The organism is Thermoleptolyngbya sp. PKUAC-SCTB121 (assembly GCF_016919485.1).
In the GTDB taxonomy this organism is placed as follows: Bacteria; Cyanobacteriota; Cyanobacteriia; order Elainellales; family Elainellaceae; genus Thermoleptolyngbya; species Thermoleptolyngbya sichuanensis.
The window spans coordinates 4,286,102-4,308,885 of record NZ_CP070366.1 but is presented as its reverse complement, the minus strand read 5'-3'; the positions used below and the strand labels follow the sequence as shown (position 1 = coordinate 4,308,885).

24 protein-coding genes are annotated in these 22,784 nt (G+C 53.4%); 13 read left to right on the top strand and 11 right to left on the bottom strand.

The genetic code is table 11. From position 1 onward, the window contains the following. Positions 1–16: 16 nt before the first annotated feature. The 3 genes from JTM80_RS17660 to JTM80_RS17650 all read right to left on the bottom strand — a co-directional run bounded on the left by JTM80_RS17660 (position 17) and on the right by JTM80_RS17650 (position 4,279). On the bottom strand, positions 17–1,567 hold the full coding sequence (locus JTM80_RS17660; protein WP_205369960.1) for an anthranilate synthase component I family protein: 1,551 nt from the start codon (positions 1,565–1,567) through the stop codon (positions 17–19). A gap of 244 nt (positions 1,568–1,811) precedes the next feature. Next, complete coding sequence (locus JTM80_RS17655) at positions 1,812–2,240, bottom strand: photosystem I reaction center subunit II PsaD (RefSeq protein WP_172355079.1); 429 nt, start codon at positions 2,238–2,240, stop codon at positions 1,812–1,814. 332 nt (positions 2,241–2,572) lie between these two features. After that, positions 2,573–4,279 (bottom strand): DUF6930 domain-containing protein, encoded by a 1,707-nt coding sequence (locus JTM80_RS17650; RefSeq protein WP_205369959.1) that lies wholly within the window; start codon positions 4,277–4,279, stop codon positions 2,573–2,575. Between the two features lie 297 nt (positions 4,280–4,576). On the opposite strand from JTM80_RS17650, the gene JTM80_RS17645 reads away from it, so the two are divergent. The 6 genes from JTM80_RS17645 to JTM80_RS17620 all read left to right on the top strand — a co-directional run bounded on the left by JTM80_RS17645 (position 4,577) and on the right by JTM80_RS17620 (position 9,439). Beyond that, on the top strand, positions 4,577–4,933 hold the full coding sequence (locus JTM80_RS17645; protein WP_068516864.1) for an iron-sulfur cluster assembly accessory protein: 357 nt from the start codon (positions 4,577–4,579) through the stop codon (positions 4,931–4,933). A 116-nt stretch (positions 4,934–5,049) separates the two neighbouring features. Then, entirely contained in the window at positions 5,050–5,475 is a 426-nt protein-coding gene (locus tag JTM80_RS17640; protein ID WP_172355075.1) for a M48 family metallopeptidase, read from the top strand. A 266-nt stretch (positions 5,476–5,741) separates the two neighbouring features. Then, positions 5,742–5,927: a hypothetical protein gene (locus JTM80_RS17635; protein ID WP_172355073.1), complete on the top strand. Its 186-nt coding sequence runs from the start codon at positions 5,742–5,744 to the stop codon at positions 5,925–5,927. Positions 5,928–6,458: 531 nt separating this feature from the next. After that, the gene (locus JTM80_RS17630) at positions 6,459–6,638 is read left to right on the top strand and encodes a hypothetical protein (RefSeq protein ID WP_205371510.1); all 180 of its coding nucleotides are present in this window, start codon (positions 6,459–6,461) and stop codon (positions 6,636–6,638) included. Between the two features lie 270 nt (positions 6,639–6,908). Further along, positions 6,909–8,669: a diguanylate cyclase gene (locus tag JTM80_RS17625; protein ID WP_172355071.1), complete on the top strand. Its 1,761-nt coding sequence runs from the start codon at positions 6,909–6,911 to the stop codon at positions 8,667–8,669. Between the two features lie 230 nt (positions 8,670–8,899). Continuing rightward, complete coding sequence (locus JTM80_RS17620; protein WP_172355069.1) at positions 8,900–9,439, top strand: DoxX family protein; 540 nt, start codon at positions 8,900–8,902, stop codon at positions 9,437–9,439. Positions 9,440–9,629: 190 nt separating this feature from the next. Here the strand turns inward: JTM80_RS17620 and JTM80_RS17615 are convergent, their stop codons facing one another. From JTM80_RS17615 to JTM80_RS17595, 5 genes are all read right to left on the bottom strand, one after another. After that, on the bottom strand, positions 9,630–10,265 hold the full coding sequence (locus JTM80_RS17615; RefSeq protein ID WP_172355067.1) for a DUF3318 domain-containing protein: 636 nt from the start codon (positions 10,263–10,265) through the stop codon (positions 9,630–9,632). Between the two features lie 321 nt (positions 10,266–10,586). Then, positions 10,587–11,300 (bottom strand): rhomboid family intramembrane serine protease, encoded by a 714-nt coding sequence (locus JTM80_RS17610; RefSeq protein WP_172355065.1) that lies wholly within the window; start codon positions 11,298–11,300, stop codon positions 10,587–10,589. A gap of 303 nt (positions 11,301–11,603) precedes the next feature. Then, positions 11,604–12,023: a plastocyanin gene (gene petE / locus JTM80_RS17605; protein ID WP_172355063.1), complete on the bottom strand. Its 420-nt coding sequence runs from the start codon at positions 12,021–12,023 to the stop codon at positions 11,604–11,606. Positions 12,024–12,249: 226 nt separating this feature from the next. Continuing rightward, the gene (locus JTM80_RS17600) at positions 12,250–13,152 is read right to left on the bottom strand and encodes an ABC transporter permease (protein WP_172355061.1); all 903 of its coding nucleotides are present in this window, start codon (positions 13,150–13,152) and stop codon (positions 12,250–12,252) included. Between the two features lie 167 nt (positions 13,153–13,319). After that, the gene (locus JTM80_RS17595; RefSeq protein ID WP_225906673.1) at positions 13,320–14,729 is read right to left on the bottom strand and encodes an amidohydrolase; all 1,410 of its coding nucleotides are present in this window, start codon (positions 14,727–14,729) and stop codon (positions 13,320–13,322) included. 812 nt (positions 14,730–15,541) lie between these two features. Here JTM80_RS17595 and JTM80_RS17590 point away from each other — a divergent pair. The 4 genes from JTM80_RS17590 to JTM80_RS17575 all read left to right on the top strand — a co-directional run bounded on the left by JTM80_RS17590 (position 15,542) and on the right by JTM80_RS17575 (position 18,096). Further along, a complete protein-coding gene (locus JTM80_RS17590; protein ID WP_172355057.1) occupies positions 15,542–15,925 on the top strand; it encodes a RidA family protein in 384 nt (127 codons plus the stop codon). Positions 15,926–16,178: 253 nt separating this feature from the next. After that, positions 16,179–16,934: a cysteine hydrolase family protein gene (locus JTM80_RS17585; protein WP_172355055.1), complete on the top strand. Its 756-nt coding sequence runs from the start codon at positions 16,179–16,181 to the stop codon at positions 16,932–16,934. Between the two features lie 56 nt (positions 16,935–16,990). After that, entirely contained in the window at positions 16,991–17,446 is a 456-nt protein-coding gene (locus JTM80_RS17580) for a cupin domain-containing protein (RefSeq protein ID WP_172355053.1), read from the top strand. 353 nt (positions 17,447–17,799) lie between these two features. Then, positions 17,800–18,096: a hypothetical protein gene (locus JTM80_RS17575; protein ID WP_225906672.1), complete on the top strand. Its 297-nt coding sequence runs from the start codon at positions 17,800–17,802 to the stop codon at positions 18,094–18,096. A 382-nt stretch (positions 18,097–18,478) separates the two neighbouring features. On the opposite strand, the gene JTM80_RS17570 is transcribed toward JTM80_RS17575, so the two are convergent. After that, on the bottom strand, positions 18,479–18,691 hold the full coding sequence (locus JTM80_RS17570; protein WP_172355051.1) for a hypothetical protein: 213 nt from the start codon (positions 18,689–18,691) through the stop codon (positions 18,479–18,481). Positions 18,692–19,161: 470 nt separating this feature from the next. Between JTM80_RS17570 and JTM80_RS23530 the strand changes: the two genes are divergently transcribed. The 3 genes from JTM80_RS23530 to JTM80_RS17555 all read left to right on the top strand — a co-directional run bounded on the left by JTM80_RS23530 (position 19,162) and on the right by JTM80_RS17555 (position 20,754). Then, positions 19,162–19,422 carry an element excision factor XisH family protein gene (locus JTM80_RS23530; protein ID WP_225906671.1) on the top strand — a complete coding sequence of 87 codons (261 nt, stop codon included), beginning with the start codon at positions 19,162–19,164 and terminating at the stop codon, positions 19,420–19,422. Next, entirely contained in the window at positions 19,410–19,754 is a 345-nt protein-coding gene (locus tag JTM80_RS17560; protein WP_172355049.1) for a XisI protein, read from the top strand. Before JTM80_RS23530 ends, JTM80_RS17560 begins: the two co-directional genes overlap by 13 nt. 247 nt (positions 19,755–20,001) lie before the next feature. Then, positions 20,002–20,754, top strand: a complete 753-nt coding sequence (locus tag JTM80_RS17555) for a SinI family restriction endonuclease (protein WP_205369958.1) — start codon at positions 20,002–20,004, stop codon at positions 20,752–20,754. Here the strand turns inward: JTM80_RS17555 and JTM80_RS17550 are convergent. Both JTM80_RS17550 and JTM80_RS17545 read right to left on the bottom strand, forming a co-directional pair. Further along, complete coding sequence (locus JTM80_RS17550) at positions 20,746–22,173, bottom strand: DNA cytosine methyltransferase (protein ID WP_205369957.1); 1,428 nt, start codon at positions 22,171–22,173, stop codon at positions 20,746–20,748. The genes JTM80_RS17555 and JTM80_RS17550 overlap by 9 nt on opposite strands. 315 nt (positions 22,174–22,488) lie before the next feature. Further along, a complete protein-coding gene (locus JTM80_RS17545) occupies positions 22,489–22,686 on the bottom strand; it encodes a hypothetical protein (RefSeq protein ID WP_172355043.1) in 198 nt (65 codons plus the stop codon). Between the last annotated feature and the right edge of the window lie 98 nt (positions 22,687–22,784).

Below are 22,784 nucleotides of genomic sequence, written 5' to 3'. Positions count from 1 at the left end.
ACCCAATCTCGATTGCCTAGCCCTGTCGCAAGCAGCGGATTGCCTCTAGCATTCCCCGCGCCTTGTTCAGGGTTTCTTGATATTCCTTTTCGGGGTCAGAGTCGGCGACGAGGCCTGCGCCTGCCTGCACGCTGACGGTCGAGGAGCCGTCGGGCTGATTGCGAACAACCATTGTGCGGATGGCGATCGCCGTATTCAGTTGCCCCTCAAAGTCATAATAGCCGTAGGCTCCGGAGTAGACCCCGCGACGGTTGCCCTCCAGTTCATGGATAATTTCCATTGCGCGAATCTTGGGTGCGCCGCTGACGGTGCCCGCCGGAAAGCAAGCCTTCAGCAGTTCCCACGCGGTTTTTCCGGGCGCGAGGCAGCCTACCACGTTGCTGACGATATGCATGACGTGGGAATAGCGCTCGATCACCATGAGTTCATCCACGCGCACTGTGCCGCTACTGCACACGCGCCCCAGATCGTTGCGCCCCAGGTCTACTAGCATGACGTGTTCGGCAATTTCCTTCGGGTCTTGCAGCAGATCTTCGGCAAACGCATGATCTTCGGCGGGAGTTTTGCCGCGCGGCCGGGTTCCTGCGATGGGGCGCACCGTGGCAATTCTTCCACCCTCGCCGTTTTCTGCCTTCACCATGACCTCTGGGCTAGAACCAATAATTTGCCAGGTGGGGAAGTGGAAATAGGCCATGTAGGGCGAAGGGTTGATCAGCCGCAGCGAGCGATAGAGCGAGAAGGAATCGCCACGATACTGCGTCGAAAGCCGCTGGGAAATCACCACCTGGAAGATGTCTCCCGCGCGGATGTAGTCCTTTGCTTTGACCACATTGGCGCAGAATTGCTCCTTCGTCGTGTTGCTGCGGTAGTCGGGCGGCAAAGATCCTGCGTCTGCCTTTGCGCCAGCGTCTTTTCTCGGTGGGGTCCATTCCAAAATCGTGTCTTTGCCTGCCAGCGGCAGTTGCAGCTTTTCTACCATCTGCCGGACGCGATCGCCCGCCTGCTCATAGGCCGCTTGCAAATCAGTGGCCGGGTCGCGCAAATCGGCATAGGCGATCGCCCAAATCTTGCGCTGCACTTGGTCAAACACCAGCAGGTGATCGATCTGCATCCACAGCCCGTCCGGCGTGTCGTCTTCCTGGGCAGCAAACACAGGCACCCGTGGCTCGATCCAGTGGATTAGCTCGTAGCCCCAAAAGCCAAACAACCCGCCAATGCCCGGCGGAAGCTGCGGCAGCGTCACTGGGTGATAGGGTTCCAGACAGGCCGACAGCGCTTCAAAGGGATCGCCCTCAAAGACAACCTGAGCGCCATCTCGATGGGTTTGCACAGTACGAGCCCCCCGCGCCTCCAGCACCCACTGCGGGTCGCAGCCCACAAAGCTATAGCGCCCGACGCGATCGCCCCCTTCCACCGACTCTAGCAAGAAGCTGTAGGGCTGCCCCGCACACACCTTAAACCACGCCGACACGGGCGTATCCAGATCGGCGACCCACTCCTGATACACCGGGACAAAGTTGCCCTGAGCGGCGAGTTCGGTGAAGTGCTGAAAATCAGGGAGGATCATTGGGAAAGGAGTGATAAGGGGTTGGGTGAGGAGATTAGAAGCCGGTGAGAGGGCAAGTATGGGGGTGAAGGCGGAACTTCCCCCTGCCGACCACTCCCTAACCTCTGACCCCCCATTCTAAGAGGAAACCCGCAAAAAAAGAGGGCAGACCTGAGCCTGCCCCGTCGCGAAAACCTATAGAGATTAGACAGAAATTAAACCAAGAAGTTTAGACCAGAAATGAGGACAGACCAAGGGCGATCGCCTAGGGATCGAAGGTATTCCGTCCGCTGAACTTGACCGTGGCAGGGTCGGGGTTGCTGCCAATGTTCCGCATCACCGTACCCACCTGCTGGCGGCCTTGGTTCACCTTTTCGGGGAACACACCATCGGCCGGATGGAGGTACTGGATCTCACCGTTGGGATAAACACGATAGATCTTGTAGTCCTCGATCCTGGGCTTGAACTTCGTGCGAAGTTGTCCACCTAGCGCGAGGCACTGCTCCTTGCGGGCCAGATAGAGCAGGTTTTCACCCTGGTTCATAATGGCCGCGCCGCCCGTGGGCATTTCAAAGACCTGCTCTTTGGGGCTGGTCCACGTGATGGCGTATTTTTCTTCAGTATCAGCTTTGCTCAGCAGGCCGCCGGTGCTGCCGCCGAATTTGGGCGTTTGTCCAGTAAGCGTCTCTGTCATGAAAAGTATTTCCCTGAACAGTTTTTACGCATCCTATCACTGGGTTTGAACCCCCGAATCAAATTCTTGAGGAACTGTTACAGTTCTTTAGGCAGAAGGGATTCCGAGGCGATGCCCCCATCCACAGGTGGACATTTAGGGGCAACAGGGGCACGCCTGTCAAGCCTGTTGATCTCCTTAGGACTGACGCAGTTGGACGATTTTTTGCGGGCACAGCCCGCAAAAAATCGTCCAAAACCCAGAAAACCTATCGCAAGTGCGTAAGTCCTGCTCCTGTTGAGCCACAGACTTGGCGGGCTAAAGTTTGGCGGGCTTGGGTAGGGTTGCGTGGGCTAAAGCTCGTCAAATGGTCTTGGTAGAAGCTGGAGCGTCCCCAGCCCAACTTCTTCGGAGGAGAGCGATCGCGCTTCAAAAAAGCCCAGCATGTGTTGCAAAGCCGGGTTGCCGCGAGACTTGCCTGTCAGCCCCATTGCCACGACCAGCCCACACTGTCCCTTGGTCTTTTTGCAGCGCTGATCCCACTTGCGCCGCGCTGCGAGGTGAACCGGGTCTCTATCGCGAAACTCGCCCAGCAAATGCATCTTGCCGTCGTTGGTGTGCAAAATGGCGAGGTCGTAGCGGCTCTGGCTGGAGGGGTCTTCGCCAGGGTTGAAGGAAATGCCTTTCACGCCGCCAAACGCTTGAATTTCCGCCAGCAGTTCATTTGCCTTGGGGCGCGAAGTTTGGATCATGATAACGGGAAACTCGCTGGCTTTGGCAGGGAGTGGGGCGGGGCCAGGCTGGTGATGGGACACCCTCAGGCGCAGGGTTTCAATCAGCGTAGTTGGGATTGCCCCCAGACTGTACATCGCATCTTTGGGCACTAGGTCGTCTAGCAAGATGGGCACTGGCTCCGAATCATCCTCCAAGACCCCTAGCGAGTTGAGATAGTTCATATAGTCGGAAGGGTCACTGCCCGACATTTCCGCCAGTTCTGCGGCTAGATCGGGCAAGGTAGACACTTTGACGGATACTTTTGCTTTGGGATTTTTGGGATCGGGCAGACGATAGCTCTTGGTCAACGCCGGAAAGGTTTCTGGGCTGAGTCGATCGAGGTGCTGCCCAAAAAACTTGTGGAGTGCTTGGAGGGTGAGCAAAACGGCGATCGCCTCTTCGTCGTACAGCACCGACCGCATTCCCTCCAGCGGGTGCAGATTGCCGAAGGTCGGAATCATTTCGCTCATCTCCCCCAACGCTTCCAGGCGCAACTCTGCCAGCTCTTCCGGGTGCAACTCGGGGTCATCCCCGTTGTCCAAAAAATCCTCGTCTGTTGGGTCAAAGGTTAGAAAAAGGCAGTCCTGCTGCAAAAAGGCCTGCTGCAAGTCTCGGGGCGAATCTTCGGCAGCAAGCACCTGCTGGCGAAACTGTTTGAGCGATTCAATAGAGCGATACATCAACACGCCAAACTCCATGCCCATCAGCCCCAAGATGGAAATGTAGAGCGTGCCCACATCGCCGTAGTTTAGCTCGACCGCAAAAATCTTCTCCTCATCTAGGTTTTCCCACGGGGCATCCTGCCAGATTTCTGCTGCTGCTCTTAGCACAGCACGGGCATAGTCCGGGGGCAGCGACGGCGGGCGCTGGCGGGCGGCATCCTGCAAGCCGTAGAAGATTTCGTCGATAATCGGCAACTCAGCGACATATTCCACGGCGATATCTAGGCCTTGCAGCACGCCGCGCAGAAAAAACTGAAGCTCGCGATCGCGCACCAAAATGCGCTGGGGTCTTCCGGGTCGAGCGCTACCGCTGTGGGGATTTTCCATCGCTCGCAGCAGGGTTCGCACGATGGCTTCCGAGCCAGTTTCGTTGGGGACAACATCCATTGCCCGCACGACTTCTTCCACCCCATCCACCCAAAGAATGCAGTCCCCTTGCATATCGTCGGCATCAAGGGTTTCGGCAATCTCTGGCATCAGCGTCCGGCGATCGCCCTCCCACACGCTAGAAAGCTGGGGCAATTTTTGCAGCCGTCGCCGAGTGGATGGAGTCAATGGTGTCATAGTCTAACCAGAGCAAGCCCAGTGGGGCTGGGTAGATAAAGCGATTCTGCAAACTGAATACACCGTCTTTGAGAACTTGGCTATTGAAAGCCTGCTCAACGGCATATGCAGCATATCTAGATGCTAAATGATACTAATCCTAGATGATTCGGCAGACCGAAGAACCCAGGTTTTGTTAGCATAAATTCACGCTCGCAGCGCTAAAACCCACCTGTGAGCCGTTTGCGTGTCTTTCCTCAAGTCTTTCTGGAAACGTTTGAGCAGTTCACTTACCCCGCCAAGGAGAGCTTCAAGCCCATGACCACTCAAGCACCACAATCCCAACAGCGCGGTATCTTGATGACCGACGCAGCGCTTCAGCATGTGCTGCAACTGCGCGAAAAGCAGGGCAAGGATCTTTGTCTGCGGGTGGGCGTGCGTCAGGGCGGCTGCTCTGGCATGTCCTACATGATGGATTTTGAAGATCCCAACAACATCCAGCCCACCGACGAAGTGTTTGACTATGACGGGTTTAAGGTCGTTTGCGACCCCAAGAGTATGCTGTATCTCTACGGACTGGTGCTGGACTATAGCGACGCGATGATTGGCGGCGGCTTCCAGTTCACCAATCCCAACGCCAATCAAACCTGCGGCTGTGGGAAGTCGTTCTCCTAAGTAGTTAGTCCAAAAAGACCAGATCTTAAGCCCTGCGCTGCCCGCTGCGTGGGTGACTCAGGGCTTTTGTTTTATGTTTATTTGTGTCCATCTGCTTAGAAACTATCCGTTGAACCATGACCGAACTGACCGTCGAAGAATTGTTTGAGCAGGGGGTGCAGCGCTATCAGGCCGGTGAAAGCCCAGAAGCTCTGATTCCGCTGTTTAAGGAAGTGTGCGATCGCTCGCCCAAGAGTAGCGCCGCTTGGACCTGCCTCTCGTGGCTATACCTGCTGGACAGCAAGCCCACGCCTGCCCAGAAGGCTGCTCAAAAAGCCGTCAAGCTAAACCCCCAAGACCCACAGGCGCGAGTTAATCTGGCGATCGCCATGCTGGAAACCGCCAGCAAGGGCGTGCGAGAGCATGTGGAAATCGCAGGGCAAATCGTGGCGATCGCCCCCGAACTCAAAGAAGAAGTCGAAGGCAACTTTAAAGAAGGGTTAAGCCGCCGCCCCGAATGGAAGAGCCTAAAGCGCGTCCAGTCGTGGTTGTTCGAGGGCTGAGTTACAACGCTTAATAGTTTGAACTGCTGTACTGCCTCCATTTTCTGCCGGGTTAATATTGCTCAACCCGATAGAGAATGGAGGTTTTGCTGTTTTGGATTGGGGCACTTACACAATCATTTAATTATTTAGAAGACGCAATCTTTCCTCAAGACTTTTAACTATGATTCAGCAAGACGGATGATAAGATTTCATGAAATCGGTGATAAGTTTCGGCTATGACTTATCGCCTACAAAGCATATTCATATTCAAGGAGTTGGCAGCTATGTCGCATGACAATGTCGAAGTAAAGCCGGATACTCGCAATCACAAGGGCTTTTTCATCCAGGAAGGTCAATACAAGTTCATGGGGATTGACCAATCGGGTTGGGCACTGATCTGCGTGGATGACGCGACTTGTCACTACGTAGATCCCGACAGCCTGGAATTGGTAGGCAGCGCCGAGCAATAAGTTCTCTGGGTTGATTGAGCAAGGCTTGCCCAAAGCTTGCCTGAGAGAAGGTGAACTGAGAGAAGGCGAAACGGCGTTCTCTCAATCCTTTCTCAAACGCAATCCTCAGCAGGTGTGTTCAACAGCGAATCCCAAGAACGAATCCCAAGAACGAATCCCAAGATCAATCCTAACTATTCAATTGTTTTGAGATCCGTGTGAAAACTACAAGTGTGAGGCTCGTCTTGCGGCTCCTAGCCAACTGAGACGAGCCTTCTCCTTTTATGGGTTTTATGGGGGCAGTGGGTTATGGGGTATTGGGGCATTCTAAATTTCAAGCAGCCTGCCGCGTCGGGAGGCTATTCTATGATTTAAGCAAGGATAGTCTTAGCAGACGGAGGGGACAGGATGGTTTGACCTTGCCGTTAACCTGGTTGCTCTGACTGACGTGTTTCGTTGATTTGTTGCCAATTGCCTATGCCACTCGACAATTGCCCAAAATGCCAGCATCGGTTGGGGCCGCCGCTGAAGTCCTCGGGTCGTCAAGTTTGCATGAAATGTGGCTGGTCGGACAAGCCGCGCCAGACCGCCGCACATCCGCAAAAATCTGCGCCGCCGCCGCGTGATCTCACACCAGATGAAATTCACAAAATTTTGTCGCAAGCGGCGGCCGTTTCGCTAAACAATATGAAACCAAAGAGCAAACAAGATCCGACGCTCAAAGACGAATAGTTGGAACAGCGCATTTAGCTTTACTTACAGGCGTGTATCCCTTGGGAGGATACTGATACCCTCTCATTGGAGGATGTTAGAGGGTTGCGATTGGGGCTAGGCTGCTATGGCAAGCGATTGCTATGTCGGTTCTAGGTTTGCGATTAGCCAGGTATCTAGCTCAGTGGACTTTTGAGCGAGTGTTTGAGCGCAGTTTGAGGTTTCGGGTTTGAGTTTGGGCGTTTTTTCTGTCCTCTGCGCTTTGAGCGGCGCAGGCCGTTTGGTGAAAAAGTGAAACCCTTAAAACAACTGGTCAGCATTGAGGAGCGGGCGATCGCTCCCCCAAGCCCCACCGATTTGCTGCTGCGAAGGGCCGTTCAGGCGATTGCCTCCTACTTCCATGTCGAGTGTTTACTGTGGACATCTCTAGAGGGCGAACCGGGTGAGTCTCGCGTGTATGGTTCACCGGGGGCAGGGGCCATGCTCCATGATGTGGAGGTTCAGCCTGCTGGGGTAGAGCCTGCTGCCCCTCATCCCGCCGATTGTGATGCTGATTCTGACACTGAGCAGCCCGCGCAGGATGAGGGGGCGATCGCCTGCTATGTGCCGAGGAACTTTCCAGCATGGCTGATTGACCAACTCGACGCGCCCCGGCTGACCCAGCTAGAGACAGGCGACCTGATCGTGCCCATTTTGGCGCAGGCGTTTGATGTGGATGGATTCACCCCAGAAACCTACAGCGGGACTCGCGGCAATCTGCAACTGCTGCTGCAAGTCCGGCGATCGCCCCAAGACTCGATCCTGTCTGACCCAGCCCAAGACGCAGACCTGAGCAGCACTGCTGCGATCGCCCCACCGCTGGGAGACTCTGCCGATGTCAATCCACTGAAGGGCTGGACGGCTCACGACGTTAGCTTGATCAAGCGGCTGGCCAATGAGCTTGGGTTGACATACAGTTCGCTGCTGTGGCGAGAAAAGTTTGAGCGATCGCAGCGACAGATCGCCCTGATGGGCCGGATTGCCCATCTGCTGAATTCTGGTTTGGAAACAGATGACATTTTGCAGCAAATTGCTGCTGAGTTGGGACAGGGGCTAATGGGCGATCGCTGCTTGGTGATGCGGCTCCAGGCGACAGGCGTTGCGCCAGTGGCTCACTGGGAGCGATCGCAAGTGGTGTTGCCTGCGCTAGAACATCTGGAGCGCAGCGAGGTCTGGCAGCCCGTAATCGACACCTTCCTAGACGGCGGAGCGTCTTACTTGACCGTGCGCCCCGATGCCTCCTCCAGCAGTCTGCAACACTGGCTGCAACAGATGGGCGCAACGTCTGCGCTGCTGATCCCAATCCTGATCCAGTCCGATTTCTTTGGGGCCATCTGCCTGCTGGATTACTTCAAAGTCCGGTGGTATGCGCTGGACGAGGTGCAAACCGTGCGGCAGGTGGGCGACCATACGGCGATCGCCCTCGCCAGCGCCCAGCACCACCACGATTCCCATCGGCAAACTGCGGCGCTGCGGCTGCAAGTCATGGTTCCCCAAACGCCCCTGCGCGATTCGCTGACGCAGTTGCTCAACGCCGAAGCCTTTGATCAGGAGCTTCAACAATTGAGTCGGCCAGCGCTGTGGACGGTGCAGCCGCCCTTTAGCCTGATCATTTGCGATATCGACTATTTCAAGCTGATTAACGAGACCTATGGCTACAGCGTCGGCGACCAAATTTTGAGCCAGCTTGCTCAGCGCCTGCGTCGCCAGTTGCGCCAGGGCACGCTGGCCTATCGCTACGGCGGCGAAGAATTTGCCATTATCCTGCCGCGCACCTCGCTGACCGCCGCGCTAGACGTGGCCGAGCGTCTGCTGAATGCGATTCATGGCCACCCGTTTGACACATCGGCGGGGCCGGTTTCGGTCACCGTTAGTTTTGGTGTGGCGCAGCAAGATCCCAGGGGCGATCGCAACGCCCGCAGCGTGCTGCAACGCGCCGAGAAAGCCTTACAAGATGCAAAACGTCAGGGCCGTGACTGTGCCAAAGGGCTGGAATTTGGGCTGGGTGCTTGAAGCTTAAGGGCTGCCGTTCAGTAGGGCCGCCGTTGAGTCAGTCTGCCGTTCAGTAGGGCCGCATTGCAATGCCGCATTGGAATAGAGTTCATGCAAGATGCAGATTCGAGGTGGGGAAATCTCACCGAGAATTTGCATTTGGGAACTGGTCTTGACTATTAATTTTCGTTATATTACTTAATGAAGATATGTATCCGCTTTAATCTCGTTTACCTCCAGTCGCACCCCCTATGAATATAATCCAGCGTGCCACCGGGCTATTGTCCGCCGTCCTTCGTCCAAACCTCACGCCGAACTATCCCTCACAACTTGCCTGGACAGTGCTTCGTGTGATTGCTGGTGTGGTGATGATCCATAACGGACTCGATAAGCTGTCCGACATTCCCAGCTTCGCAGAAGCCTATGTCAAGGTGATTGGGCTGCCATTCCCGATTTTCTTCAGCTACCTTGCCGCCTACACCGAACTGCTGGCATCGCCGCTGGTGGCCTTGGGCCTGTTCACTCGCCCTGCTGCGCTCGGTCTGTTCTCGACGATGCTGGTTGCCATGTATCACCATGTCAAGGTGGCAGGCCTAAGCATTCCCTACCTGGAACTCTCGACGCTCTATGCAGCCGTGTTCCTGTTCTTCACTATCAACGGTGCGGGGCTGTTTTCGGTGGATGCGTTGCTGTCGGGCTGGCTGACGGCAATGTGGGGCGGCACTCCGGCCAAGTCCATTGCAGACCTAGAAAATGCGTACCAGCTTTCTGAAACGGCCTCTGGAAAATAAGGCTGCCGTTAAGCACTCAGACGTTAAGTACGTCAGAAAGTTCTGCCAGAAAGGTCTGCCCGAACAGAGAAAGCGAAAAGATGCGATCGCACTCATGAAAGGCGATCGCATCTTTTACAAGTTTTTTAACAAGTTTCTTACGGGTCAACCTAAAGCGGGTCAAACTGAAGCCGTCAAGCGTCGCAAGTCCTTAATACGCTTCTCCCTTCGAGCGAGCTTTTGCCTTAGCAGCACTCTTCTTCAGCGCGTCTAGACGCAGTTCATAGCGACGGCGCTCCTTTTTGTTCTTGCTTTGCTCCACCAAAATCTTGAGCGCACTGCCTAGGCTCTTGTAGGCATTGGGCAGAGAATAGCCAAAGCGCGTCGCCAGGGCGATCGCCTTTTCATCCGCTTCAATTGCCTCTCGCAGCGTCTTCTCGCCATTGTTGCGGGCATAGAGCCGCCAGCCCGACACGCCGCACAGCCCTAGCGCCAGCAGCAACAGCAGCCCATCTTGAACCCACAGCTCGCCGACCGCACCACCCAGGCCGATGGCCAAAGCCGCCATTTCCCAGCCATCCTTAGGAATAGTGTCGTTTTGGATGCGGGCCACCTCATGCCAGAACAGCAGGTTCCGCTGATCTAGCGCCAGCGCATCCCACTTCGCCAGATCGACTTGAACCTCGACCTGATCTTTGCCAATCTCCTCGCTAGTGATCAGCGGCGGATTGACTCCAGGCGACGCTTCGATCGTTACCCAGCTCCGCAACTCAGGCGGCAGCAGCGATTTCAGTCGGCGCAGTTCGCTTAAATCGGCTCTGGCAGAAGCAGTTGCGTAAGAGGTCATAGGACTTGTCTGGACTTGTCTAAGGAGTATGGTCTAAAGAATATGGTCTAGTTTCTTCTACAGGAAAACCGGGAATCGCCAAGTACGCCACGAATCTGCCGTCACCCAATCCCCCGCAATTCTAAGACAGCACCTTCGTAAAGGTACTTTCATGCAGTATAGCGATCGCCCGCTCCAAATACATAGCCGGATCTCCGAACTTCAATCAGGCGACCAAGCACCCCCAAAAACCTCACTCTCCCCTCTTCGTTCTTCGCTCTTCGTTCTTCGCTCTTCCCTCTTCCCTCTTCTCCCTCTATCCTAGCTCGACCCACACGCGCCTCAACGAAACTCGCGAGTGCCATCACTAAACAGCCCCAGCAGCGGCCCCAAAATCATGCCAAAAACAAAGCCGCCCGCGTGGGCCCAGTAGGCAATGCCGCCCGTTTCCGCCGCCGTGGTCACACTTAGGCTGGCCAGACCAGAGAACGCCTGCATCACAAACCAAAAGCCCAGGAACAGCAGTGCCGGGATTCGGAAGGGAATCAAGATAATCCCTAGGGGCACCAGCGTTAGAATTCGCGCCTTAGGAAATCTCAAGATGTATGCTCCCATCACTCCGGCGATCGCCCCACTCGCGCCCAGCGAGGGAATCTCTGATCCCGACGCAACAAACCATTGGCACAACGCCGCCAGCGCCCCGCAGGCCAGATAAAAAATCAAGAACTTGCCATGCCCCAGCTTGTCTTCAATGTTATTACCGAAGATCCACAAGTAGAGCATATTGCCCGCCAGGTGCAAAAAGCCGCCGTGGAGAAACTGGGAGGTAAACAGCGTCACCCATTCTGGAACCGGGGTAAGAGATTCCACCCCTGCGCCACCTCCAAAACTTGCCGTAAGCTGGCGAGGCACCACTGCCCAAGTTTGTAGAAACCGCTCTAGCTCTGGCTGCGACAGCGAAATCTCATACAAAAAGACCAGAACGTTCGCAATAATCAACCCGTAGGTGACATAGGGGGTGATTCGGGTTGGATTTTCGTCGTTTAAGGGAACCACAGGGAATTTTTCCGGCTAACTTACACCGAGTACTCTACTATAGGGACGCTCAGGGGGGAATATCTATTGCGAACGATATTGCTTAAGGTGCATCAAAACTTGCCGGAGTATTCTCTCCAACAGTTAAAGAACAATTAAGGCTTGTGCCCCAAGAAAGGTCGATGACAACCATCAACCAAGCTGGACTCACAAGCCCTAATTCTGAATCAAGTTTGACTAGACTTTGACTAAAGCAAGCCATGTGTAGACGTGCGTCAAGCGCCACACATTTTGGAGCTACGGGTTGAAGCTACGGGAAGGGAACTAGCCTTCAACCGTGATCTTGCCCACCATGCCAGCCCCCCGGTGAGGAGCGCAATAATAGGTGTAGGTTCCGGCAGGGAAGTCGCTAGAGAAAGTAATCTCGTAGGACTCGCCAGGAGAGAACATTAGCTGATTGTGGCTTAGTTTATCGGCCAAATCTTTGCTAGCGCCGGGAACTTGCTTCTCATCAAACAGAATGTTATGGGGAGGGAGCTTGTTATTCACCCACTTCACGGTATCGCCAGGATGAACGGTGATATTGGCAGGCTCAAACTGGAGCAAGCCGCTATCGGCTCCCATCTTGACGGTGAAGGTTTCAGCCGCAGCGGGAGATACCACTGCTACAAAGCTACCAACCATCAGCACAAGCGCGAAGAGGGCAAGACTTAGACTCCGTGAAATTTGAGCAATCAACTTCATGGTGACCTCGAAAATTTAAGTGTTAAGTCATGACCCACATAGCATTCTAGCCTGAAGCCGTCATCCTGAAGCAATCATAAAGCCCGTTCAAAAACAAAAATCCGTCGCTAGTTTGAGCCTGTGTGGCAATTGCTGCTTCAGGCGATACGGGAATCTGGATTGCTTCGTAGACGGATTTGGGATAGTAGATTTGGGATAACCGTAGCGGCTAGACGCGGAAGGGTGCTTAGCGGGTGGCGAAACGGCGCACCGCAAACAGGCTGCCGAGCAGTCCAACGGAGCTGCCCAGAGCCAGCAATGCTAGCGGCAAGATAAGCGCTTTTTCTGGGCTGAGGCGGAGTCCTTCGGTCAAAAACTGAATAAAGTCTGCCTGTTGGCTGAGCAGTTCATGGATAAAGCCCTGAACGCCTGAAATGAGTCCCCAGGAGGCGATCGCCCCCACCACGCCAAACGCTAGGCCCTGCAAAATAAACGGCAGATAGATCCAGGCAGACGTTGCCCCAACTAACTGCATGACCTCAATCTCGCGGCGGCGAGCCATGACAATCAGACGAATCGTAGTGGTTAGAACGGCGATCGCCGTCAGCGTCAGCACAGTAATAATTCCCGCGCTGATCCAGCCCAAGCCCTGATGCAGTTGAGCAATCCGGCGCACTGCCTCATCGACATACTGCACTGCATCCACCCCCGGCGTTTTCTCTAGCCGCTGCGCCAAGGCTGCCACACTCTCAGAACTCCGCGCCCGCACCTTTAGCTCGTCCACCAGCGGGTTGCCATTTAGCTGCTGCGTCGCGCCGCGAATATCGGAGATGCCCAACTCCTTCACCAACTGCTCCCAGGCTTCCTCCTTAGACACAGCCACCACCTCTGCCACCTCTGGCATTGCCTGCACCTGGGGCGCAAGCGTGCTGGCCTGAACTCCCGACTGGAGGAATACAGACACCTGAAGCTGGCTGCCAAACTGATTGAGCAACCCTTCCAGTTGCCAGGATGCCTGCAAGCTGATGCCAAATAGGAACAGCAACACGGTCATGGTGCTGATAGCGGCCCAGTTCATCCAGCCGCCCCGCCGTAGCCCCAGCAGCGTCTCTCGCAGCAGATAATCCGATTTGGTGAAAAAGCCTAGCATGACGAAATCCCAGGATGTTGCACAAACTCCGATTCAGAAACTTTAGCGCAACAAGCGTGGGATGACGTGTCAAGTTCTGTGATCGGCGGGCGGGCGTGATGGAGGGTCGAAGCAGGGTCTATCAGCCTGTCTCATCCCGCCATCACTGTCCCGCCATCACCCTGCGCTCAGTCCCCCTGCAATCCCATTACGCTGCGATACCGTGCCTCCAGCGCATCCCGCGTTGGGGACTGCCGATCGACAGCCCACTGGCTCCGGGCAAAGAGTTCCTGACGAAGCTGGTGGACATTGACCGTCGTCATGTTGCCGTCAGCAATTACCTGGCGGCCGCCCACCCAGGCGCTATGAACAGCCTGCACCGGGCGACCCAGCACCAGCAGCCCGATGGGGTCGGTGCGCGGCAACAGCGACAGACTGGTGAGGTCATACAGCACCAAATCTGCCAGCTTTCCTACGTCCAGGGAGCCGATCTGGTCTTGCATTCCCAGCCCGGTTGCGCCGCCCAAGGCGGCCATGCTGACGGCCTGACGGGGTGTAATCCAGTGGCGATAGTCAAAGTCGGTGACGTTGTGCAAGATGGAGCCGATTTTGATTGCTTCGAGCAAGTCCTGGGAGTCGTTGCTGGCGGAGCCGTCGCAGCCAAAAGTAACGTTCACCCCGGCCTGCCGATATTTCAAGATTGGCGCAATGCCGCTCCCCAGGCGCAGGTTGCTGAGGGGATTGTGGACAACGGTGGATTGTGTGGCGGCGAGAAGCTGGATGTCGTGGTCGTTGAGCCAGACGCAGTGGGCCAGGGAGGTGCGTGGCCCCAAGAACTCCAGCCGTTTCAGATATTCCACTGCCGTACAGCCGTATTTTTCTTCTGCCAGCAGCTTCTGGGCTTTGCTCTCTAGCAGGTGGGTGTGGCGGCAGAGTCCGTGGCGATCGCTCAGTTCATTGCACCCAGCAAACAGTTCGTCAGAGCAAAGCTGGGGCCCGGTCGGAGCCATCACAATATAGATACCGTCATCGGGACGATGAAACTGGGCGATCGCCTCGCTCATCATCTCTAGCGTTTCTTGGGCTGTGCGGGCATACGGCTCGTAGACCTGGACAGTTCCTCCCGTAGGAATGCTAGAGGGCAGCGACTGATCCTGAATCAGCGGCGCAACAAATGCGCGAATGCCCGCTTCGCGATAGCCCTTCACCGCCGCGCCAATGGTTTCCAGTTCTTGACCCGGCATGATGGTCAGATGATCGACAACGGTGGTGCCCCCAGAGAGCAGGGTTTCCACCGCCGTACCAATGGCGCTCAGGTAGACTTGCTCTGGATCGGCGGGCGCAAAGTCGTAGAGTTCCGCCAGCCATAGCTCCAAGGGATAAGGCAAAATTGCCCCCCGCTGCCACAGTTCCGAGGAGTGGGTATGGGCATTGACAAACCCTGGCAACAGGAGCTTGTCGCGTCCATCCACAACGATTCCCACAGGGTCAAGCTGGGGAGCAATATTCGCAATTCTCCCGCCCTCAATTTGCACATCTACCGTGTCATAGCCCGTTTCACTTGCAATCCATGCCTGCCGAATCGTATAGCCTGTCAATGGTTTAACCCTCAGAATCGCTCTATAACAAAATCCTTGCGCTGGGTGCATCCCACTTTTGTAACCCTCACCCTAAATCCCTCTCCTAAAGCGGGAGAGGGACTTCCAATCCGGCTCCCCTTCTCCGTTTTTGGGAGAAGGGACTGGGGGATGAGGGCAAACTTACAGAACTAGGATGCGCCCCTTGCGCTTGCCTTAGGGTGTGCTTTGCAAAGCTAAAGCCTAAGAGGGTGTTTGAAAAGGTATCGCCTGTAATGTTAAGCACTCAGAGCTCCCCCCTAGAACCCCTTAAAAGGGGGGAAACCGCCTCAAAGTCCCCCTTTTTAAGGGGGATCTTGCACGCTTTGCTACAAACAGTAGGACTTTTCAAACATCCTCTAACAGCCCTTAAAGCCTAACAGCACAATTAGCAAACTGCCGCAACCCTCCTGGGGGGTATCACAAATGGCGTTGAAATAGCATTCACAAAAGCATCCAAGACGTTTCAAAAATGCTGTCCCTGCACAGCAGGATTATGACATTTCTTGACTGCTATCCGCACGCGAGTTCCGTAAAGTACCTATTTCAAGGGATGCTCGTTTTGCGATAGAGTGACCGGATGTTTGTAGGGGAATACAGTTACTTTTAAGTTCCAACTTTCAAGTTGCAAATGGGTATAAACCGTTCAAAATATCCAGTGCTTTGAGTAATTGGTGATTAAAACTAGATTCAGGTCAGATTTAAGTCGGATTTAAGTCAGATTTAATGAATTCTCTGAATTACTGCCTACAAAACTACATTCTGTTTGTCTTTTCATCTACCTGTTCCCAACTATGCTTCAGTACATCACCCTCGACGGTCTACCCTGTGTTGCGCCCTATTGCCATGCGGTACGGGCAGGAGATTTTCTGTTTGTGACGGGGCAACTCGCGGAAGACCCCAAAACTGGCGAGGTCGTGCGTGGCCCCATTGAGGAGCAAGCAGTGCGGGTGATGGAAAATCTGAAGATGGTGCTGGAGGCTTCGGGTAGCAGCTTTAGTCAGGTGGTGATGGCGCGGATTTTTGTCACCGATTTTCGCTTCTACGACGCAGTTAACGATATCTACAAGTCGTACTTTGAATCAGGACGGCTGCCAGGACGCACCACGGTCGGCGTGTCGGCGCTGGCAGATTTTGGCGATGTCGAAATTGATTTGATTGCCTACTGCGGAGAGTAGGCTTTAGGGGCTGAGGATCAGGGATTGGCTCTGGGAACAAAGCCAAGAGAGCCTGTCCCTGGTTTCGCAGTGCAAAATTCCCAATCCCAATCTGAAACTGGCAATCTAGAAATCTAAAATCAGCGTGGCACATTAAGCTTTGTGGTGCAAATCTGCCAATCGCAGAAGTGTCGGTGAATACTGAAGGCGATCGCCTTTTATCGTAGGACTAGTCGATACTGGCTTGTCATAACAACTTTGGACGAGGTTTCCTATGCGATCGCTTGGCACGCCGCCCAACGCTTGGCTTGTCGATGCCCACAATGCTGACCTGACGCGCCCGCCGCTCCCCCCCCGCCCGATCTCGCTCAAAGCAGACACCAAAACGCTGCGGGTCGATCTGGCAAAAGCGGCCATGCTGGTCATCGACATGCAAAACGACTTTTGCCATCCCGACGGCTGGCTAGCACACATCGGCGTAGACGTAACCCCCGCCCGCGCCCCCATCGGCCCGCTGCAAGGCCTACTACCCGTGCTGCGTGGGTTGGACGTGCCTATCCTCTGGATCAACTGGGGCAACCGACCCGACCTGCTCAACATCAGCGCCGGACTGCGCCACGTTTACAACAGTTCCGGCGATGGCGTGGGTCTGGGCGACCCCCTGCCCAAAAACGGCGCACCCGTCCTGCAAAAAGATAGCTGGGCCGCCGCCGTCGTAGACGAACTGGAACAACTGCCGCAAGATATCAAAGTCGATAAGTATCGCATGAGCGGCTTTTGGGACACGCCGCTCGACAGCATTTTGCGAAACCTGGGGCGGACGACCCTGTTCTTTGGCGGAGTCAACGCCGATCAGTGCGTCATGGCCACGCTGCAAGATGCCAACTTTCTTGGCTACGATTGCATTTTGGTTAGCGATTGCACAGCCACCACGTCGCCTGAATACTGCTGGCAAGCCACGGTCTACAACGTGAATCAGTGCTTCGGTTTTGTTACTCACTCTCACGCAATTCTGGATGCCATGAAGTGAGTGATGGAGCAAAAACGAAAAACGAAATTCTTTCCTTTTTCCCTCTTCCCTCCCCCATGACTACCGAAACCTGCGTCATTCCAGTGATCAGAACGCCCAAGGACTATCAGGCGTTTCGCATTAGTCCACAGGATACAAATCGACTGGCGATCGTATTTGACCCCATCAGCGCAAATATGTCGCTGACCTATTGCGTGGAAATTTTTGACGTGGGCGGAAAAACGCCACCCAATCGGCATCAGCTTGCTGTGGAAATGTTTTTTGTATTGAAGGGCCAGGGGCGAGCCACTTGCGACGGCAAGACGGTCGATATTTCAGCAGGAGACAGCATTCTGGTTCCCGCAACGGGCACGCATGAAATTGAAAACACCGGGCCAGGGCGGCTGTATGCACTCTGCATCATGGTGCCCAATGAAGACTTTGCCGAACTGATTCGCAGCGGCATCCCCGCAGAACTAGACGAGGAAGACCTGGCGGTGCTGCGCCGATCAGACGGGCTGCGGGTAGGCTAGGGCCGACATTGCGGTGCGAGCCTTGGCAGGGAAATCTTGCCTCCCAAGCAGCGACAAACCCCTTCACACTCCGTAGCAAAATTTTGCTTGCGCCGATCAGGGGTATCCACTACAATCGTCCATCAAGCTGTAATTTTTCCAAGACGCAGCTTGCTTCACTCCCCGAAAATTTGGCCGGTTCGTCGTTTACGGCATTGGTAGATGTTGGCGCACCTACCAACGCCTGACCCCAGGACAGAGTGAGCTGTCTCAGGGCTTTGCCTATTGTATGGCCGCCTTGAAACCTGCTTTGCGTCGTTTGGGCGGCCATCTTTTCGGGGTTTCCCTACCTCGTTTCCTGGAGGAAACCCCAAATGCTGAAAATTCAATATACCTGGTCGTCTCCACTCTCGGAGGCGACCCAGTTTTCGCTGCCCCCGCTCACCTGCGAACTGCCCCACCGTCGCCGCCTGCGCCACTGCATCATCGGCCTGCCCGAAGACGCACAGATGGCGATTGACCGGCTCCACCTGCTGCGCTATGCCGAACGCTTCGAGTGGACGCACGCCCTGGATTTCCCGCCCCACGGCATCGTCCTCGACGGTCGCCCCGGCGAAGTGCTGCGCTACCTCCATCGTGAAATCCGCAGCAACCCTAGCGCAAACGAGTAAGAACAGATAAGGAGGATTTTGGGTTTTGGATTTTAGCAGGGCATCCCCTCAATCCAAAATCCAAAATCCCCACTCCAAAACTCAACCCGTCCAAACACCCCCAAAGCCCTCTTCTGCACTCACCCATCCAACGGACTCTTTCCCCCCGTCCACCCCGATTCAGTGTACGGGTATAAATTCCTCACGGTCTTTGCCGTGATTCTGAAAACATACGGAAAATGTCGGTTTAATTGCCCTGGGGCGGATATTATACGGCAAGTTTCGGTTTAATTCCCCAACATCCGGAATTAGCCCGACGGTTTCCGTATAACACCCCCAGATGGGCAGTTATCCAGAAACTTTCCGTCTAATAATATTGTTAGCCCTCAGCGCCCTGGTTCTGTCAGCTTCCGGTGGGGGTCAGCGATTCGCCCCCCAAATTGCGAAGGTTCAGTTCTTCGAGGTCTGGGTCAAGCTGCACACTCCCAGCCGCTTTCGGGTCGGCCGCAGAGGTGGAGTAGCGATAGACTTCGGTCGGTGTGCGATTAGAACTGGCGGGTATATACTTGACGGTAAAGGCACGGTGGAGTAGCGATAGACTTCGGTCAGTGTGCAATGCCCCAAAAGGTATCCGGGGGGCGATCGCCCAAAGATGTCGGTACTGCCAGATGAGGGCGATCGCTCAGTGCTAACAACCCCAATGCACACCGGCCGCCAATCAGTTATCGGTTGGAGTCCGAGATTGTCTGCGGCGGGTGATTGGGAACGTTAGCCTGCTGAGTCAACAATAAGGCCACAACCAAAAGCATACCCGTTAGTAGCCAGAACACAGTAGGCAAGAAAACAGCGTGGTAAGGTTACATCTCAAAACTGCTAGTACGGCTACAGTTAGGGATGACAAGATAAAGCTGAGGTGTACAAGATCTCTAAATGTGCATCAATTTAAAGCTGGTGGGTACAATTGCTGTAGGTGAAAGTGCTGAAAACCTGACTGCCTGACACATCTCTGGAAACCCCTGATTTCTTGTAGGGGACGCTGGCCCAAAAGCTCCTCTGACCAAGCCCTCCGGCTCCAACTCAGGAGCTATGGGCTTCGATCCCAAGACAACGAATTTTCTGGGCTTTCGGGACTTGTGTCAGGCAACCAGGGCTCTCGGTCAGTATGACATATACCGCTATCTTTTAGAGGAAATAGCCCCAGACCGTAAGTTGTACGTTGCCGTCAACAAAGTTGCATACAATACCTTTTTTGCTCAGGATGTGACTCAACTCATTCTCAATAAACATCGACTTCCCGTCATTGTTGTAGATATAGAAACGGAGGAAATTTTGCAATGGATAAATTAACGAAGTATCCAAAGTTAATTAAGCGCATTTTGACTGAATACGTGGAGCTGAGTAAACGTCACCCTAACCCAGACATTGAAACGTTTTTGATTGTAGATGAGGCTAAAGCCCACTATATCTGGATGAACCTTGGTTGGCAGAATGGGGAACGTATTACTGGGATGACGGTCTATGTTCGGATTCGGGATGGTAAATTCTGGATCGAAGAGGATTGGACTGAAAACGGTATTGCGACTGATTTAATTCGTGAAGGTGTTCCCAAAGAGGATATTGTACTGGCATTCCATGAGCCTAAGATGAGACAGTATACGGAGTTTGCTGTAGCGTCGTAGTAGTGGCGCAGGCTAACACTGCGTGGCAGCGGACGGGCGAAAGCTGCCGGTGCTAAGTCAAGCCTATCTGCCGCCGCTGCACTTCACCGTTAGACAGCTTTAAGTCTCGGCTGAGGCAGTAGCCGAGACCTTGCTTGTTCGAGGACAACCGTTTAAGCTTTGAGGAGTAAATCCAGGAAAATCACTGTGACGTACAATCGTGGACATTTCTGGCACATGATTTGTACGTTCAGAGGAAAAATATTAGATGTCTGTTAACTTCGATAGCATTATCAACACTTCAAGTTCTGAAGAAGACTTTTTAAAGATTTTTGAAGATGCGTTCTCTCAACAGGATCAGCGATTGCTTGAAGCGCACCGAACAATTCTCACAGCCTGCTACAGAAATCCAGGACTTTCTCCAACCCTAAAAGCCAATACACCAGAAGCGCTAGCCAAGGCTTGGTTAAAGAAATATAACGATAGCTATGAAAATCGAATTTCAAGACGGATCTCACAACTCCCAAGCACAGTTGCCGATCCAATCGTCAGTATAATTATCAAGGCTCGATTGACAGGACTAACAACAGAACATCTTGAGCAAATCAAATATGCCCATAGGCTATCGATGTCTGCCGAAAATATTCAAGGACTACTGCTAGAGGAGTTTTTGGCTGAGCAACTCGCTGACTATGGTTGGTATTGTTGTTGGGGAGAATCTGTTCGGCACGTAGATTTTTGCAATGTTGACGGTTCTCTTTTACAGGTCAAAAACCGTAGCAACTCGGAAAATAGTTCATCTTCTAGAGTCAGAATTAATCAGCCCATTGAAAAATGGCATCGGGTTGATGCCAGAACAGGCTCGTATCAATGGTCTTATTTCAACGACAAGTACAATACGAATCGCTTTTCAGAAGAAAACTTTGTTGCTTTTGTTCAACAAGTTCTAATTGGCAATCCAGATGCCTTAGCCATTGAGGTGGACAATCCTTGGAAGGATTTATCGAATTCATCAAACTAAGCTAAGAGATAGTTGCTTTGTCGAGGAATCTTCAAGACAGCCCATATCACTCATCCAACTAACATCATCGGTTTTATGATAACGAGAATACGGAAAATCTGGATAGGCAATAGGCTGTTCACCCCTTAGATGAGATAGCAACATCTTTGCGATCGCTCTTCCTAGAGAGCAAGGTACAGCATTACCAACTTGACGATATTGATCGAGTAAGGTGCCTGCAATAATCCAATCATCTGGAAGTTCTTGAATACGCTTATATTCTTCAATACTCAGGGGTCTATCCTCTTCTGGATGGGCTAGATCCGTTGCAGGCATCGCTGGATGAGTGACTAAGGTAGGGGCAGGTTTATCCCACGCTAGCCTGCGATAAAAGCCTGTTTTTCCCCCTCCTGCGTGATAAGAAGCGCCTAGTGCCTCTTGATGTAGCTCTTCTGGTAGATCCCGCCAGTATTGTCCGGGTTTCAGCAACCTGTAATACTTAAGCCGTTTTTCAGGAAACTTGACAAAATGATGTCCATCTTTGGGAAGACCTTCTAAGGCTTCTCGTAGACTTTTCCAGGTTGGTAGCCCATATAGACCCTTTTCTGAATGAGTGGGTGTGAGGTAGGGAAGTTTTTCTCCATCACGACTACAAGCAATGACAACTCTTTCCCGTTGTTGTGGCGATCCAAAATTAGCAGCATTGTACAGGTTAAAGGAAATACTGTACCCAGCCTCTCTGAGCCGTTGAGTAATAAACAGCAAGGCACCACCTCTTTGCTCATCCTGAGACAAGGGTGGGAAATTTTTTCCTCGCATTTCGTGAGGTCTATGCTTCAACGGAGCAGATAATAATCCTCGAACATTTTCAATGACTGCAAATCTCGGTTTAAGCTCAGTAATTAAATCAATAAATGTCAAGAAAACATTGCCTCGTTCATCATTAAATCCTTGGCGCTTTCCTGCACTGCTAAAGGCTTGGCACGGTGGTCCGCCAACGATGACATCAATCTCATCGGTTGAACTCAGTCCTGCTTTTTCTCGAATTTCTGTAGCTGAGTAATCCCGAATATCCCCAATCAATGCCATATCGGGTCGATTGATCTCAATTGTTTTTCGAGCGGCTGCATCAATTTCACAAGCAAGTAGCACCTGAATACCTTCTTTTTCTAGTCCCAAGTCCAAACCCATGCAACCAGAAAAAAAACTCAAGGCTTTTAGCTCAGGTTTGCTGAACGAGCGTCGCCCATGATCAGGAACTTTTAAGCTAACATCTTCTCCTTTAATACGGTAGTTCTGAACAGACTCTGATGCCACAATCCACCGACTACTAATCCTCTCCCCGCTGATCTCGCCATACCTGAGTAGCTGACGCACATATTGCTCCGAGCAGTTTAAGATTTCAGAGGTTTCTTTTACAGAGAGGTATTGAGTAGCCATGCTTTCGGGAGCGAAACTAAAACTAGGTACCCATGCTACTTGGATGGTAGCATGCTTGCAAGTGTTGTGAACAAATGTTCTTATCTCGACGTTTTGTCTAAGGTTGGCGTCAGCTGTCAAACACTGCGTTGGTGCGGACGGTACAGAGGTTATTGGTGAGAGTTCAAGATTATCTGCTGCCGCACAACTTCACCGTTAGCCCTCAGCGCCTTGGTTCTGTCAGCTTCCGGTGGGGTCAGCGATTCGCCCCCCAAATTGCGAAGGTTCAGTTCTTCGAGATCTGGGTCAAGCCGTACACTCCCAGCCGCTTTCGGGTCAGCCGCAGAGGTGGAGTAGCGACAGACTCAGGCCAGTGTGTAATGCCCCAAAAGGTATCCGGGGGGCGATCGCCGAAAGATGTCGGTGCTGCCAGATGAGGGCGATCGCCCAAAGGTGCAGGTGTTGGGAGATGAAGGGCGATCGCCCAGAAGTGTCGGTGTTGGGATTGCAATTGTCAGAGGGGCAATCCCACAAGTTTTATGCAGTGCTACGAAGCTGCTGCTCTGTAGCAAATGGTCTTTTTTGGGTTAGGAAGGTGGGATTAGGCGATAAACGTGGTGAAAGAGTGGGAG